We start from the raw sequence: 16,495 nt of genomic DNA, 5'->3' as shown, positions 1-16,495 counted from the left end.
TCATTGGGTAAATAGGCACATACATAACAACAAGTCGTTTTTTTAATCTTAAATGAATACAACACATGCGAATCATCACTCTACTAATTACTTTATTTGCTTTTGGGATAACACCGTTGCAGGCATTCTCCTATTTCTCTTTTAAGAAGTATCAGGTAGAAGACGGATTATCACATAACACAGTCTGGTGTGCCATGCAAGACAGCTATGGCTTTATCTGGCTGGGCACGAGCGACGGGTTAAATTGTTATGACGGGCGAGGCAACAAGGTTTACAGAAATATCCTGAATGATAAATTTTCGTTAGAGAATAACTTTGTGCAGGCGCTTTTTGAGGAAGAGAACCAGAACATTTGGGTCGGAACCAATTGGGGACTTTATATCTATGACCGGGAACATGATCGTTTCACCAATTTCGACAAGAAAACCCGGTATGGGGTCTTTATCAGCAGTGAGATTAAGAAAATTATAAAGACCGAGAGCGGATTAATCTGGATTGCCACTTTAGGACAGGGATTGTTTATCTATGATCCCAAGACCGATGTGTTGACACAAAACAGCCTTCAGACTTCTTTTATATGGGATGTCTGTGAAAGTAACTCCCGCCACATTTATGCTTCTTCCTTACAAGAAGGTCTGCTTTGTTTCGATGAGAACGGCAAATTTCTGCAATCTTATCCTCTTATATCCGTGGGGAATAATCCCGATAATTACCGTATTAACTGTTTACTTGATATTCGCAGCGATATCTGGTTCGGAGCCGGAAGCAATCTGCTGTATTGTCTGAACGAGCGCACCGGAAAATTGGACTGTTATAATGCTTCCCATCTGAATTTTGGTGTTATTCGTTGTCTGTTAAGTTATTCGGAAATAGAACTTCTGGTAGGTACTGACAACGGGCTTTACCTTTTTGATTTGCGTGATAAGACTTTTTCGCGGATCGATAACCCATCAGATCCCAGAAGCTTGAGTGACCAGTCGATCAATGCGATGATGCGTGATGCAGAAGGGGGAATTTGGGTGCTGACTAATCTCGGAGGAGTAAATTATCTGGCTAAGCCTACCAAAAGATTCGACTATTATCCTCCTGTCTACCGGGATGGGGGAGTAACTGCCGGGAAGGTGGTAGGCCCTTTTTGTGAGAATGCTGCCGGAAATATCTGGGTGGGTACCCGCGACGGTTTATGCTTCTTCGACGTGTCCACTCATCAGTTGACCGCTTATCCGATCGGTGGGAGAGCGGATAAAAAATATGACATACGCTCTTTGTTGCTGGATGGTGACCGTCTGTGGATAGGCACTTATGCCGAAGGGTTGAAGGTACTCGACCTCCGGACCGGGCATGTGAAGTCGTACAATCATCTGCAGGACACCCCGAACACGATTTGCAGTGACGATGTTCTGGCTGTCTACAAAGATCGCAGCGGAGATATTTTTGTCGGGACCAGTTGGGGGCTGTGCCGTTACAATCCTCAGGAAGATAACTTTTCAACCATCACTACGGTAGGATCGATGGTATCTGTGGTCGATATTCTGGAGGACATGTATGACAATTTGTGGATTGGCACATCCAACAGTGGGGTGTTCCGCTTTAACACACGGAACGGACACTGGAAACATTTCCAGCACGAAAGGAATGATTCGACTACCATTACCAACAACTCCGTGATTACACTGTTTGAGGACCTGAAAGGTACCATGTGGGTTGGTACGAACGGTGGAGGACTTTGTTCATTTGATCCGAAGACGGAGACATTCGTTGACTTTGATCCGGACAATACCATATTGCCCAATCGGGTCATCTACTCCATCGAGCAGGATAAGACGGGCGATTTCTGGATATCAAGCAATGCGGGACTGATAACGATTAACCCGATCACCAAGCAGCATTTCCGCCAGTTCACGGTCAATGACGGTCTGCAAGGTAACCAGTTCACTGCCCAGTCATCTTTGAAGACGGCAAGCGGCAAGCTCTATTTCGGCGGAATCAGTGGGTTCAATTCTTTTGTTCCCGACCAGTTCATGGATAACCAGTACATCCCTTCTGTATATATCACCGAAATACGTCTGCCCTATACGACAGATGAACGGGTGGTACAGGATATTCTTCATCTGGAAGAGCCTCTTTATCGTGCCAAGACCATTACGTTGCCTTACGAATATAATACTTTCTCGGTTAGCTTCGTTGCCTTGAGTTACGAAGATCCGTTGAAGAACCGTTATTCCTACCGCTTGAAAGGGGTGGACAAAGAGTGGGTGGTCAATTCAGAACTGAATACGGCTTCTTACACCAATTTGCCTCCTGGCAAATATGTGTTCGAAGTAAGAGGCTCGAATAATGATCATAAGTGGAATGACCAGACTACCTCTCTCCTGATTGTAATCACGCCTCCATGGTGGCTGACTACATGGGCATACTGCATCTATACGCTTCTTCTGATCGGACTTGCCTATTATGCAGGCTGGCGATGGAACCGGCATGTGAAGAAGAAGTATAAACACCGGATGGAAGAGTATCAGACTGCGAAGGAGAAGGAAGTCTACAAATCAAAAATTAGTTTCTTCATCAATCTGGTGCACGAAATCCGCACTCCGTTGAGTCTGATCCGTCTTCCTCTTGAAAGGTTGCTGGAAGATAAACGAGAAGGACGGGATGCCAAGTACCTGTCGGTGATCGACCGGAATGTCAATTACCTTTTGGGAGTCACCAATCAACTGCTTGATTTTCAGAAGATGGAGAACGGCGGAGTACAGTTGAATCTGAAGAAATGCGATATCAATCAGCTGGTAAGCGATGTTTATGGGCAGTTTACAAGCCCTGCCGAACTGAAAGGCATCTCGGTGATGCTTGATCTCCCGGAAGGTGAGATCTTTGCCTCGGTGGATCGCGAAAAGGTCTGTAAGATTATTGTCAACCTGATAGGTAATGCGGTGAAATATGCCCAGAGCCGTATCGACATTAAATTGGTATCTTCCGGTGAAGGTTTCCGGGTTTCGGTGAGCGATGACGGTCCGGGTATTCCGGATGGAGAGAAGCAGAAAGTGTTTGAGGCCTTCTACCAGGTGAAGGACGGTAAGTCGGGTGCGGTGGGCACAGGTATCGGACTGGCCTTCTCCAAGTCGTTGGCCGAAGCACATCATGGTACGTTAAGTCTTGAGGACAGCGTGTATGGCGGTTCTTCTTTCGTGCTCACTTTGCCTTGGGGCGAGGAGGTGGTTTCTGAAGAGTCCGAAGTGCTGATACCGGAAAGTCAGAATCCGGTTGCCGAAGGATCGGTTGCCGAGGCGCCGGGCAGTAAGTTTACCATCCTGCTGGTAGAAGATAACGTAGATCTGTTGAATCTGACGCGGGAGTCACTGAGCACCTGGTTTAAAGTCCTGAAAGCCCAGAACGGCCGGCAGGCGCTTGAAGTGCTTGCCAATGAAACGGTAGACGTGATTGTCAGCGACGTGATGATGCCTGAGATGAATGGTTTGGAGTTGACGGCTAAAGTCAAGACAGATATTGAATACTCCCATATTCCTGTCATCCTGCTGACGGCAAAAACTACGTTGGAAGCTAAGGTTGAAGGTTTTGAGTATGGAGCGGACGTGTATATCGAAAAGCCGTTCTCCATCCGCCAGTTGCACAAACAGATTGAAAACCTGCTGAAGTTGCGCCAGTCGTTCCATAAAATGATGACCGAATTGTCCGGCAACAGTGGAGCTTCGCCCGTCAGTCTCGTAGAATATTCCGTTTCGCAGAAAGATTGCGAACTGATGGCTAAAGTGCGGGCAGCTGTTGAGGCGCAGCTCTCTGATGAGCATTTCTCTGTCGACACATTGGCGGAGTCCCTCAATATGAGCCGTTCCAACTTCTATCGCAAGATAAAGGCACTGGCCGGCATGCCGCCCAATGACTATCTGAAGACGATCCGCCTGAACAAGGCTGCCGAATTATTGAAAAACGGGGTACGCATTACTGACGTGTGTGAGCAGATCGGTTTCAGTTCTTCGTCTTATTTTGCCAAATGCTTTAAGATTCAGTTTGGAGTGTTGCCCAAGGATTATCATTGATCATCTTCTGCGATGAATAATATTTTACGAAAATATTTGCTGAAAGATGGCTTGGTCCGGCCTTTCGGAGACCTCCCGGAGAAGGGGGGATTTCCGTATATGCGCAGGCAAGTTTCCGCATATACGCAGATTTATTTCTGTCTATGCGTAAATCCGAATCCTTCAGAAAGGTTGCTTTGGGGCGTTTTGGAGAGAGAAAGAGTGATCGGAGCGGAGCGGGGAGTAGCGGTACCCCCTGTTCCGCTTTTATAGATAGAAGTCGGGATGATTCTTAATTTTTATAAATTAAATATCGGGCGGAGAGGTGTCTTTCACTTCTCATTGATCCCTTCTTCGCGAGGTTTTCCCAGGAGAGGCATTCCATCGGTATCCCAGCTTATTTTTTGCAGGCGGGGACTGCGTGAGTCTGTTGCGCCCGGAGCGTCATTCGGGATTCTTCGGGCATGATAAAGCATATACCATTCCTTTCCGTCCGGCGAAGGTACGAAAGAAGGGCTGCCCGGTCCGAAGACACTGTCTTCGGGTTGTTGTTCAAAGACAGGCGTGTCCAGCTTCTTCCACGATGCTGCGTCTGTCAGGTCGCTGCCGGCATCGGCAGTCAGCAGTCCGATGCAGTAATAAGGGGTCCAACTTCCACTTGCACAGTAGTATATCAGCACTTTGTCCTTGTTTTTCGACTCAAAGAACTGTGGGGCTTCGTTGACGTGGATCGGATAGGCCGTTTTACTGCCGTCGGGCGAAATCCATTGACGTTCCCATTCATACTCCGGTTCCGAAATCATCACCCTGTCCGACGAGAGTGTCCATGGATTCTCCATCTTGGCTATGTAGATGCATTGGGTTTCGGCCTCGATCCGTCGTTTGGGCCATCCGCACCAGATGAGGTAGCGTTCACCCCGGTGCTCAAACGTACTGGCATGGATTGCCCAGTTATCGTCTTTGTCCGTTTTGATCCGCCCTTTCATCACGAACTCACCCTCCAGCGGGTTGGCTGAGACATTTTCGATCACATAGATGTGGTGATTGTCCATATTGCCGTCGTCCGCGGCGAAGTATACGTACCATTTTCCGTCAATCCGGTGTATTTCCGGTCCCCAAAGGTGATACGAGCTGGATACCTCCTTCGGTATCCACACCTCTTTCCGGGTTGCATGCTCCAGATCGGTGATATCATTCGTTTCCCAAAGGATGATTTTATTCTCGGCTCCTTGTGTATAGTAATACTTGCCTTCATGAAAAACAGCCCATGGTTCTGCTCCCACGGGCAGTAGGGGGTTGGTATAGGTGGCTCCGGAAGGGACCTCCTTGGATACGGGAGCTTTTTTGTTTTGACAAGCCGGACAGCAGATGAGTGCCAGCAAGAGCAACGGGATATGTATGAGTTTCATAGGCTTGGGGTTTACAACAACGTTACAAATATAGATACCTTTTGAGGGGGCTGAAGGCGGAGAGGGGCAAGTTTAGGCTATTTTAACGTGAATCGGTCAACCACGCAGAGGGCACAGAGTCCCACAGGGAATCTATTTCTTAGTAAAACAAGAGATTAAAACTTTGTGGAACTCTGTGGTGGGCCGATGGCGTCAGAGCTCGCTGATTTCCGAATACAGCTCAATCATACAGGAGTTTTCCAGCAAGCTTTTGAACTTGTCTTTACGGTTGCCCGACCAGTCATTGTTCAGCAATCCGTTTTCGTCACGGGTATACTGCCAGGCATAGTCCGCATTGTCTATCATGGCTTTCACGTATGTATCATTTTTATCAACCTCGTAAAGAGCTTTCAAGCCGCGGAAGAGGATGACGTTGAACCACGGACTTGACGGAAAGAACTTCATTTCCCCTTTTACCGTAGGCTGCGGTTTCAGGAAATGCCGGCAGGCACCTTTGGCCGTCTGCTGTGCGTCTTTCAGGTACTGTTCGTCGCCGGTAGCCTGATAGAGCAGTACGCCTGCTTGGATCATCTGTCCGCTGTTGTACGTATATTTGGCATAACCGATTTTTCCTTGCAGATTTTTATTGTCCCAGTAGACAAAATCAGACGGGTCACGAAGGTTATCACGTGTCCACTGGTAAGTTGCCTTGGCTTGGTCGAGGTATTTTTTCTCCTTGGTCAGTTTGTAGAGCTTCATGCAGAGAACTGTTGCAGGAGCATTCGAACAAGTATTCTTTGATTCCTTTTTCTGTTCGCACCAGTAGATACCGCCTCCCAGATCGTCCGACCATCCAGAATAGATGTAATCGTGCAAGGCAATGGCCTTCTTCAGGTATTCCTTATTCTTTGTGGCTGCGTAATAGTCGCAGAAGTCAATCGCTACCCAATCATTGTCGTCGTAGTAACGGTCATTCTGGCCGGCAAAGGCGGGATAAGACTGATAACACTCCGGTTGGCGGGTAGTATCCCAGTACAAGTCGAGTCCGGGCTTGATTTGTTTGTCCATCAGTTTCTTGTACTTTTTGTCGCCGGATGTTTTATAGAGCGATACACAGCCTGACACCATTGCCGAATAAGGCCACAGGAAGGATACTTCTTGTTGGGTAACCTCTGAGCCGGTGTTGGCTGTATACGTAATTTGTTGATTCGGATTTCGTGGATAAGTTTCCATCAGCAATCCATACTTTTTTACCTCATAGAGAGACAGTACCCGTTGGAGGAGTGAATCGGCTCTTTGAAGGTAGACTTTACCTCCCAACTGTGCCGACAAACAGGCAGGAACCAGCAAGAAGGTGAGGGCAATGAATGATTTTCTCATACTTATATTCAAATAATGGCGATCGGTGGTCGGGCAGGTGGCACGGCGTTCATAGGCGTTAATCCGGTGAGCGGGCTGTGCGACTTGACAATAACTCAACTACTGATTCGCATAAACAGTAAAATTGTAGATTGCAGTCGAGAGCTTCCCGGGGTGCAAGGACCTTTTCACCACAGGTAACACAGGTTATTCATGTTGACCATTCGTGACTTAGAAGTCACTCTGTGTAACCCTGTATCCTCTGTGGTGAGTTTGGACACATCCCCGGGCGCGAGGCTCCCTTCTTTACTTTATTTTCTCGAAGATAGCTTTGATCCGTTTCATATCCAGTTTGGGAGTACGGTCGTAATAGTAGATACCGTTCTTCTCCTGTTCCACGTCGGTCAGCTGTGTATAGCAGAATCCCGTCACGTGCGGTGAGTCGATAAAGGCATCGATCTGACCTTCCAGACGTTTGTAGAATGCTTCTGCATTTTCCGGCATGCCTCCGTATCCCCATGAATTTTTCCGGTCTTTCTCTGCCATCCAGGGGATACCTCCGAACTCGTCAACCATGTAAGGTTGTCCTTCGTAAACAGCCAGAAAGTCTTTGTCTCGTGCATTACGATAAGGCTCTTTGCCCTCTTCCATCTTTAACTGTTCCGTCAGTTTGACACGATCCTGTTCGTAGTTGTGTACACTCCAGATATCTGTTATCACGTGATTGTCACCACTGGCATCATTTACCGGACGGGTCGGGTCGATGGCTTTCGTGATGTTGTATACGTCGCGGATCAGGCGAACATAAGCATCCGGACCGCCACCCCAGGTTTCGTTAAAAGGAGTCCAGGTCACCAGCGAAGGGTGATTCCGGTCACGGACTACGACTTCACTCCATTCGCCCAGGAAGTTACGGGCAGCCAGTTCCTTGTTTACATCCAGCATCCAGCTTGCCGATTCTCCCCAAGTGATGTAGCCTAACTTGTCGGCCCAGTAATAATATCTCTCTTCGAAGACTTTCTGGTGGAGGCGTGCCCCGTTGAAACCGGCTTCTTTACCCAGTACGATATCGTTCTTCAAAGCTTCGTCACTCGGAGCTGTCCAGATACCTTCCGGATAGAATCCCTGATCGAGTACCAGACGCTGGAAATAAGGCTGGTTATTCAGGTAAAAACGTCCGTTGGCTGTGTGTACTTTACGCATACCGGCGTACGATTTTACTTCATCCACTACATTGCCTTTGGTATCCTTTACCTGATAAACGAGGTCGTACAGGAACGGAGATTCCGGCGACCACAGTTTCATATTCTTAACCGGCAGAACCACTACTGAACTATTGGCACAGTTTACGCTCTTTTTGGCCACGGTTTTGTTTCCGTCTTTTAGAGTGACTTCCAATGTGTTGGCTGATTCATTGTAAAACTCCGGTTCGATGACCAACTGCTTTTGGTCGATGTCCGGACGGACGAATACCGATTTCAGTCCATTGGCTGAAACGGCCTCCATCCATACGGTTTGCCAGATACCGGTAGTACGGGTATATGAGCAACCTCCCGAATAGTAGTTACCACATTGTTTTCCTCCGGTCTGGAGTCCGGAGCGGAGGTCGTCCTGCACAAATACTACCAGGTTATGAGTCTTTCCGGGTGTAACATAACGGGTCAGGTCTACAGCGAACGAAGATGAACCGCCGAAGTGACGCTGTACGAACTTACCGTCGATAAAAATCTCTGCGCAATAATCTACGGCACCGAAGTTCAGGAAGATTTTCTTTCCATTCCAGTCCGATGGAATGGTGATGTTGCGCTGGTACCACATCTGTTCGATGAAATCGGTATAGCCCACTCCCGAGAGTTTGCTTTCCGGACAGAAAGGTACCGTAATGTTTTTATCAAATTTCTCTGCCGATTGCAAGCGGCGGTCTTTTCCCGACTTTCCAAAATCAAAATCAAATGTCCAGGTACCGTTCAGGTTGATCCACTGTTCTCTTTCGAACTGTGGACGGGGATACTCCGCTCGCGGAGTATCTGCGCTGAAACAAGACCAACTGTTCAGCATGAATAGCATTGCTGCTGCTAAAAGTTTTTTCATTGTAATTGTGTGTTTGAAGCCTCTTTCCCTCCTTATCCCTTCCCACAGGGAGAAGAGGAAAGAAGGCTTATGTGTGAATATTAAGTTGTTTTTGTTATCACTGTTTGTTGCGGAAATCAATGGGAAGCTCCTACTACCGGAAATTCCGTTATTCTTAAGGTAGTGCATCCGTAAGGAATCAATGTGATCTCCGTTTCCGGTCCCTCACCTCCACTACAGAAAGAATAGGGTTGAGGCCCTGCCATCTCGTTGTAAAGTTTCCATGACGGTATCAGCCTTGCCTTCATCCGTATCTCTATCGGAGCATTTTCTTTATTCCAGGGGAATATGGAAGATTGCTTTTCCGGATGAATCGTTACCCGGGCATGTTCATTCGCTTTGCTGCGGTTGAAGTCCACCAGACCGTAATTCCATGGTTCTGTTGGAGTCACTGCATAATAATACGGGCCGTACCAAGGTTCCTCAAACTTTTTCTTTTCCCATTTCTCTTCCATCTTCAGGGCAAATACCAATGGGCCACGTTCAATGGCTACCGAATTTTCATACCAGGTATCGGCAGTGACTTCCATCGGCAGGTGTAGTTCCACGCGGTCTCCTTTTTTCCAGATACGGTCTACAACAGCCATCCGTCCACCTTCCACATGCTGAAGAAGCTGGCCGTTGACTGATATACCGGCTTGTTTGCACCATTTGGGGATGCGTAACTGAAGGGCAAAGTTGACTTCTTTCCGTTTCTTGTCCATAGATTGGAGTGTGAAACTGATTTTATCATCCATCGGATAGTAAGTGTCTTCACAGAAAGTCACCATGCAGCCTTCTGCTACCTTGGCCGTCACCTCCGATGGGGCATATGCTGTAACAGCCAGTCCGCCATCCGGTGTGGCATACCAAAGGCTCTGCGTGAATTTGGGCCATCCTTGGTGCATGTTCGATGCGCAACAAGGATATCCTGTCAATAGTCCGAAACAGTTGTCCGTTCCTCCATGATCCTGATCGAAGTTGCGGCGGTGGCGTGTCACCATTACCTGATTAGCTTGCTGGAAATATTGTTTCGTCATGAAATCGTCAGAAATTTGGGTAGGCAGTGCATTGAATGCAATCCGTTCCAGATGGTCGGCGAAGTCGATATCACCTGTGATCTCTACCATTTTCTCCAGCGAATACATCAGTTCCACTGCCGAACAAAGTTCGGAACCCTGAGTTGGATTATTGCCATGCAAAGCTTCGTCACCGCCATACATTCCCTGGGGCTGACCGTGAAACTGGCGAATATCACTGAAAGCACGTTTCACTGCATCGAGATATGCCTTGTCCGGTTCTTGTTGATAATAGATGACAGGTTCTTTGATGCCTTGCGCCAGGTTGACGCAATGAATTGTGTTGATGCGTCTCAGGTCACCCCGGTTCACCATGTCTACAAAACTAAAACTCTGTTTATGGATCAGTTTGCCAAGATCAAGGAGGAACGAATCTCCGGTGATATTATAAAGCCAATACACAGCCTGAAGATTATCACAAGCACGGAATTCTGCCCAAAAGGTCCAGTTGCCCAGTGGTTTTTCCGGTAAAGTTTTCAGTTGGTAGCGGAAATAGTTGGTCATGAACCTGATAACCCGCTGGTCATTGGTGGCGGAATAATATTGTTGAAGTATCTTTAACATTACCATGCGTGGCCACCAGTCGTGTGAGTTGTCCCGTTGTATGCCGGCTTCTCCCGGATAGTCTTTGGCCGGGCCAAAGAATCCGTCTTCCCGCTGGCTATTTAAAGCCCATTCTATCCAGGGTTGTACTTTGGCCTTCAGCTGTGTGTCGTCCAGAAGGTATGCCAGTGGGAGTAATCCGTCAATCCAATACGGTCCTCTTTCCCATTGGTCACCGTCGCCGCCGAGCCAACCGTTGCGTTCGCCCATCACTAACGGATACAGTTTGTCCATTTGCCCGGTTGCCCCGTTTTTCTGTCTGACCAGCATTTCCTGCAGCCATCCTTTAGCTTTGATACTGCCCAATGGCAGTTCCATAAAAGGTTTGCGCACCAGCGGATAGCGGTTGTTGGTATAATTTTCGGGGGTATCGGCCCGGAGCCCGCTTCCTAAAGAAGAGAAGCAGAGGCCCAGTCCGATAAGCAGATATGTAAACGTATTCTTTTTCTTCATGAGTGTTTCTCTATTAATGTTTGGGTACAGAAAGTTTTATTCTCTGGTGTTCGGGAAAGCGGAAACACGCAGCCTGGCTGCTCCCATCGGTATCAGTGTAATTTCCTCTTTCTCTCCTTTCGGTGCATCCATTTCAGGGAGTTCGCTGCACAAATCGTATTGGTCGATGATCCATGAAGGAACTTTCCGTCCGATGGCTTTTACTTCAATCGGTGTACTTGCTACGGTGAACGGGAAGTTATCTGCCGGCCATTCTTTGCGTACTACTTTAAAGTCTTTCAAAGGTTTGTCCTTGCCGAGTACCAATGCGTAGTTCCAAGGAGTTTTTGCATAGATCTCGTATGTCGGCCATTGGCTGGCGTCGGCGCCTTCCTGCCATTTAGAGTCACCGATAGCCGTAGCGCGGCTGTCCTTTTTCACATAATCTTCGTTAATTTTCAGTGACATTGTCAACGGACCGTAGTCTACGCTTACACTGTTTTTGTTCACTTGCCATGTACGCATCGAAAGTTGCATCGGCAGCTGAATTTCCACTTGGTCATTGTCTTTCCATTCGCGATGGATGCAGGCATATTGTCCGGCTTCGGGGTTGGCCGCTACCTTTTTGCCGTTAACAAAGATAGTCGCACTCTCTGTCCATGAAGGAATTCTCAGATAGAAGGGGAAACTTACTGCTTTCGGAGTATTTACCGTAAACCGGATCGTTTCCTCAAAAGGATAGTTAGTCTGTTCGTGAAGAGTTATTTCGTTTCCGTCACCCACTTTCACTGTTGCTTTGCAGGCAGCATACATAGCGGCTGCTATACCGTTATCCGGACTGGCCAGAATCAGATGTTCGGCATAGTAAGGCCATCCCTGTGCATGATTGTGCTGGCAGCAACGGCTACTGAAGGGATTCATTGCCAGGAAAGGTCCCCGGTTGTCGATGCCCGGATGATGGTTCTTTGAGTCACTGACAGTTTGATTGGGACAAGTGATATAACGCAAACCCTTGAAGTCCGGCATTACGGCAGCCGGATAACTGTTGAATGCCACCTCTTCGCAGTGTTCTGCCCAGAAAGGATCGCCGGTCATACACAGCATCAACTCGTCCGAGGCCATCTGTTCCACCAATCCGCAGGTTTCTACTCCCTGGCGCGGGTCAATTGATCCCATACGTGCATTTTCATCGGCACCGAACATACCGCCCGGCACTTGTCCGAAAGTACGGCGGATCAGGTTGTGCACATTATAAGATGCTTTCAGCAGGGTCGAGTCTCCCGTCATCATATAATAGGTAGCCGGTTCGCGGAAACACTGCGCGATGTTCACGTTGTGCCAGTTTGGCAATGCCGACGGACGGGTCCAGTCTGCTGTGTTCCAGTGTATCTTCTCAGCCAGTTCCAGTAAGAACTGATCTCCTGTACGGTTATAGAGCCAATATACGCTTAACAGGTTGTCCCCGCCACGGCTGTTTTCCCAATAATCTTCCAGAAACTGTTCATCCGGTACACTCAGCTGCCATTTGAAGTAATTGGTCATCAGGTCAATAACCCGTTGATCATTTGAATATTCGTAATAGGATTGAAGACACCAGAGCATGATCATCTGTGCCCACAACTCTCTTTTTCCGTTTCGTTCGTTGATAGGACCGAAATATCCGTCAGGCTGTTGGCTGGCAAATGCACCTTCAAGCCATATCTTGGCCTCGTCGATCATTTTCTGATCCTTTAATATATAGGCCAGGTTTCCATATCCTTTCAGCCAGTAGGGAACCTCTTCCCATCCATGGTCTCCTCCTTGGGTCAGCCAGGCATTGTTCTCCTTACCCAGCCATGCGCTGATTTCATTCAGATGCCCCGTCAGTCCATCTTTCTGTAGTTCCAGATATTTCTTTAACCATCCTTCGGGTTGGATACTTCCTACAGGTAGTTTAATGAAGTTCATCGGTTTCAGTGGCAGGCGGTTTCCTACATAATTTACGTTGGTTTGTGCACAGTCGGGCCGATTCACTATAGCTACTGCCGACGATGATTGATCGGAAGTGCACGATGCTGCCAGTAATCCGGCGGTAATCAGGATTCCTGCCAGGCCTCCTTTCAGATTTTTCATCTTTTTCATGTTTGGGTGTTTTTACTTATGGTTATTATTTAGGGGTTATTTCGATACAAATCAGTAGCTTCGTCTGATATCATGCTACAAAGTTTGTGAATTCTGCATGAAATGTGTGAAACAAACTATTCAATAAATAGCAATTACTGACCAATAAGATGTGAAATACAGGTTCAGTGAACAATAGGAGCATAAAAAGAACAGTTTCTTTTGTTTATTGAGCAGTATTTATCCCTTTATTCAACGAAAATGTTTTTTCTTTGTAGCATCTTAATAACGAAAAGCTATGAAAACAAAGATCTACCTGCTATTTATTACTACCTTATTCTTCTGCGCCGGTTGTGGAAACAAGAACGGCGGACAGAAACAGAGGTCGGTAAGTGCAGCAAAGGATACATATGTAAATCCTTTGTTTCCGGAAGGAGCCGATCCGAGTGCTCTGTTCCATAATGGCAAGTATTATTATACACATGGGACAGAAGATAAAATCCTGCTTTGGGAAACGTCTGACATTACCGATATGGCTCACTCTGTTTGTAAAATGGTGTGGCGTCCGGAAGATCCGTCCAATTGTTGTCACCTCTGGGCACCGGAGATTCATTATATAAATGATAAATGGTATATTTATTATGCTGCCGATGATGGCAATACGGACAACCATCAGTTGTACGTACTTGAAAACTCTTCTCCCGATCCCATGCAGGGTAAATTTGAAATGAAGGGGAGCATTATGACCAATCCCGAATGGAATTGGGGGATACAAGCCACTACTTTCGAACATAAGGGAGTTCGTTATTTAGCCTGGTCCGGTTGGCCCAAGAGAAGAACCAATGCTGAAACTCAATGTATCTATATTGCCCGGATGAAAGACCCGTGGACACTTGACTCTCCTCGTGTCTTGATATCCAGACCCGAATATGAGTGGGAACGCCAGTGGGTAAATCCGGATGGTAGCCGTACGGCTTATCCTATTTATGTGAATGAAGGACCTCAGTTCTTCCATTCGAAGGATAATAAGACATTGATTCTCTATTATGCCGCCAGTGGTTCATGGTCACCTTATTATTGCATCGGAATGCTGACTGCCGATGCCGAAAGTGATCTGCTCGATCCGGCCTCTTGGACAAAAAGTCCGGTTCCGGTATTTCAGCAATCGTTGGAAAACGAAGTATACGGTCCGGGTGGTCTCTCGTTTGTTCCGTCGCCCGATGGCACGGAGTGGTATATGATTTACCATGCCCGTCAGGTAACCAACGGAGATACCGGTAGTCCTGAGACCCGCAATCCGCGGATACAGAAAATAGGATGGGATGCTAACGGAATGCCCGATTTAGGGATTCCGGTTCGTGCAGGAGTCGCCTTGCCGAAGCCTTCGGGTATTCCCTTGAAATAAAATAGTTATTTAGAACGTTTTTCCTTAGTTTGACAGGTAGCCGACTACCTGCCCCGGGGAACGTATTGCGTAATCAATAGGTTAAACATAATTTTAAGACAATGAAAAAGAGCATTTTAATTGCAGTTCTGACAGCGTCGATGGCTACTTCCGCTTTTGCACAATGGAAACCGGCAGGAGACAAAATCAAGACAAAGTGGGCTGAACAGGTAAATCCTGAGAATGTACTGCCCGAGTATCCGCGTCCGGTAATGGAACGGGGAGAGTGGAAAAACCTCAATGGTTTGTGGAATTATGCCATCACAGAAAAGGGAGCCGTTCCTTCGGCTTATGAAGGACAGATCCTGGTTCCTTTTGCCGTAGAGTCCAGCCTTTCAGGTGTTGGTAAGAAAGTAAGTCCCGATGAGGAACTCTGGTATCAGCGTAACTTCACTGTACCTGCCACTTGGAAAGGTAAAAAGGTGATGTTGAATTTCGGTGCTGTAGACTGGAAAGCCGATATTTGGGTGAATGATATTAAAGTAGGGCAGCATACCGGCGGATTTACTCCTTTCTCGCTTGACATTACAGCTGCTTTGGCTGCTAAGGGAGACAATAAGCTCGTAGTGAAAGTATGGGATCCGACAGACCGCGGACCTCAGCCTCGCGGCAAACAGGTGAACCGTCCCGAAGGTATCTGGTATACGGCCGTGACAGGTATCTGGCAGACTGTTTGGATGGAACCTGTGGCCGAACGTCATATAACGAATGTTCGTACTTCTTCGGATATCGACCGAAAGAAACTGACCGTAGATGTTGCTACCAGTACCGGTTGTCCTTCCGAAGTTATTGAAGTGAAAGTGTTCGATGGCAAACAATTGGTTGCTACCGGAAAAGGACTGAATGGCCAGACCATCGACATTCAGATGCCTGCCGATGCAAAATTGTGGAGTCCTGCCTCTCCGGCTCTCTATTCCATGCAGATAGCTCTGTTGAATAATGGTAAAGTGACTGATAAAGTAGACAGTTACACAGCTATGCGTAAATATTCTACCCGTCGTGACAAAAACGGAATTGTACGCCTGCAACTGAATAATGAAGATGTGTTCCAGTTTGGTCCGCTCGATCAGGGTTGGTGGCCCGACGGGTTGTATACAGCTCCGACAGACGAGGCATTGGTGTATGACATCCAGAAAACCAAAGACTTCGGATTCAATATGATCCGTAAGCATGTGAAGGTGGAACCGGCACGTTGGTATACACACTGCGATAAACTGGGTATCATTGTATGGCAGGATATGCCGAACGGTGACCGTGAGCCGGAATGGCAGATGTATAATTACTTCACGGGTAACGAGCTGAACCGTAGTGAAGAGTCGGAACAGATTTATCGTAAAGAGTGGAAAGAGATCATGGACTATCTGTACAACTATCCTTGCATCGGCGTATGGGTTCCGTTCAATGAGCGTTGGGGACAGTTCAAGACCGAAGATATTGCGGCATGGACAAAGAAGTATGATCCTTCACGCTTGGTGAACCCGGCAAGTGGCGGCAATCACTTCCCTTGTGGTGACATTCTCGATTTGCATCATTATCCCAATCCGTCCCTCGACTTCTATGATGCCGGACGTGTTACTGTATTGGGTGAATATGGCGGTATCGGACTGGCATTAAACGAACACCTTTGGGAACCGAATCACAACTGGGGATACGTAAAGTTCAATTCTCCGGAGGAAGTAACGAAACAATATGTTGAGTACGGCAATGAATTGTACCGGTTGATTCAGCGAGGTTTCTCGGCTGCTGTCTACACACAGACCACTGATGTGGAAATGGAAGTGAACGGACTGATGACATATGACCGTAAGGTGATTAAGGTGAATGAAGCCCAGGTGAAGGCTATCAATACCAAGATATGCAATTCTTTAAATAAGTGATTAGAGTAGGGTGTCGATAGGTACACAAGTTTTTGATTAAGGTATAGATTGTTGAAGGATACGATTTTGA

8 protein-coding genes are annotated in these 16,495 nt (G+C 47.3%); 3 read left to right on the top strand and 5 right to left on the bottom strand.

Annotated elements, in window-relative coordinates; all coding sequences use genetic code 11:
• The first annotated feature begins 65 nt into the window (after positions 1–65).
• Positions 66–4,055, top strand: coding sequence for a hybrid sensor histidine kinase/response regulator transcription factor (locus KO473_RS04645; RefSeq protein WP_005822792.1), 3,990 nt, complete (start codon positions 66–68; stop codon positions 4,053–4,055).
• Between the two features lie 311 nt (positions 4,056–4,366).
• Here KO473_RS04645 and KO473_RS04640 read toward each other — a convergent pair whose 3' ends face one another.
• The 5 genes from KO473_RS04640 to KO473_RS04620 form a co-directional block, all read right to left on the bottom strand.
• Entirely contained in the window at positions 4,367–5,443 is a 1,077-nt protein-coding gene (locus KO473_RS04640) for a family 43 glycosylhydrolase (RefSeq protein ID WP_005822795.1), read from the bottom strand.
• Between the two features lie 192 nt (positions 5,444–5,635).
• On the bottom strand, positions 5,636–6,802 hold the full coding sequence (locus KO473_RS04635; RefSeq protein ID WP_032536501.1) for a glycoside hydrolase family 76 protein: 1,167 nt from the start codon (positions 6,800–6,802) through the stop codon (positions 5,636–5,638).
• Between the two features lie 285 nt (positions 6,803–7,087).
• Positions 7,088–8,872: a glycoside hydrolase family 2 protein gene (locus tag KO473_RS04630; RefSeq protein ID WP_122130139.1), complete on the bottom strand. Its 1,785-nt coding sequence runs from the start codon at positions 8,870–8,872 to the stop codon at positions 7,088–7,090.
• 116 nt (positions 8,873–8,988) lie between these two features.
• A complete protein-coding gene (locus KO473_RS04625) occupies positions 8,989–11,025 on the bottom strand; it encodes a beta-L-arabinofuranosidase domain-containing protein (RefSeq protein WP_101604150.1) in 2,037 nt (678 codons plus the stop codon).
• A gap of 36 nt (positions 11,026–11,061) precedes the next feature.
• On the bottom strand, positions 11,062–13,125 hold the full coding sequence (locus tag KO473_RS04620) for a beta-L-arabinofuranosidase domain-containing protein (RefSeq protein WP_122130140.1): 2,064 nt from the start codon (positions 13,123–13,125) through the stop codon (positions 11,062–11,064).
• Positions 13,126–13,402: 277 nt separating this feature from the next.
• On the opposite strand from KO473_RS04620, the gene KO473_RS04615 reads away from it, so the two are divergent.
• Entirely contained in the window at positions 13,403–14,509 is a 1,107-nt protein-coding gene (locus KO473_RS04615; RefSeq protein ID WP_005822801.1) for a family 43 glycosylhydrolase, read from the top strand.
• Between the two features lie 101 nt (positions 14,510–14,610).
• Positions 14,611–16,425, top strand: a complete 1,815-nt coding sequence (locus tag KO473_RS04610; protein WP_005779224.1) for a glycoside hydrolase family 2 protein — start codon at positions 14,611–14,613, stop codon at positions 16,423–16,425.
• Positions 16,426–16,495 lie beyond the last annotated feature (70 nt).

The sequence above is a fragment of the Bacteroides sp. HF-4919 genome, from assembly GCF_018860125.1.
Note: the sequence above shows the minus strand (reverse complement) of the source record. Positions and strands in the feature narration are given on the sequence as shown.

Bases quoted from the DNA above. Each gene is read 5' to 3' on its own strand.
- KO473_RS04620 (WP_122130140.1), bottom strand. From the start codon at position 13,125: ATGAAAAAGATGAAAAATCTGAAAGGAGGCCTGGCAGGAATCCTGATT.
- KO473_RS04635 (WP_032536501.1), bottom strand. From the start codon at position 6,802: ATGAGAAAATCATTCATTGCCCTCACCTTCTTGCTGGTTCCTGCCTGT.
- KO473_RS04610 (WP_005779224.1), top strand. From the start codon at position 14,611: ATGAAAAAGAGCATTTTAATTGCAGTTCTGACAGCGTCGATGGCTACT.
- KO473_RS04645 (WP_005822792.1), top strand. From the start codon at position 66: ATGCGAATCATCACTCTACTAATTACTTTATTTGCTTTTGGGATAACA.
- KO473_RS04615 (WP_005822801.1), top strand. From the start codon at position 13,403: ATGAAAACAAAGATCTACCTGCTATTTATTACTACCTTATTCTTCTGC.
- KO473_RS04640 (WP_005822795.1), bottom strand. From the start codon at position 5,443: ATGAAACTCATACATATCCCGTTGCTCTTGCTGGCACTCATCTGCTGT.
- KO473_RS04630 (WP_122130139.1), bottom strand. From the start codon at position 8,872: ATGAAAAAACTTTTAGCAGCAGCAATGCTATTCATGCTGAACAGTTGG.
- KO473_RS04625 (WP_101604150.1), bottom strand. From the start codon at position 11,025: ATGAAGAAAAAGAATACGTTTACATATCTGCTTATCGGACTGGGCCTC.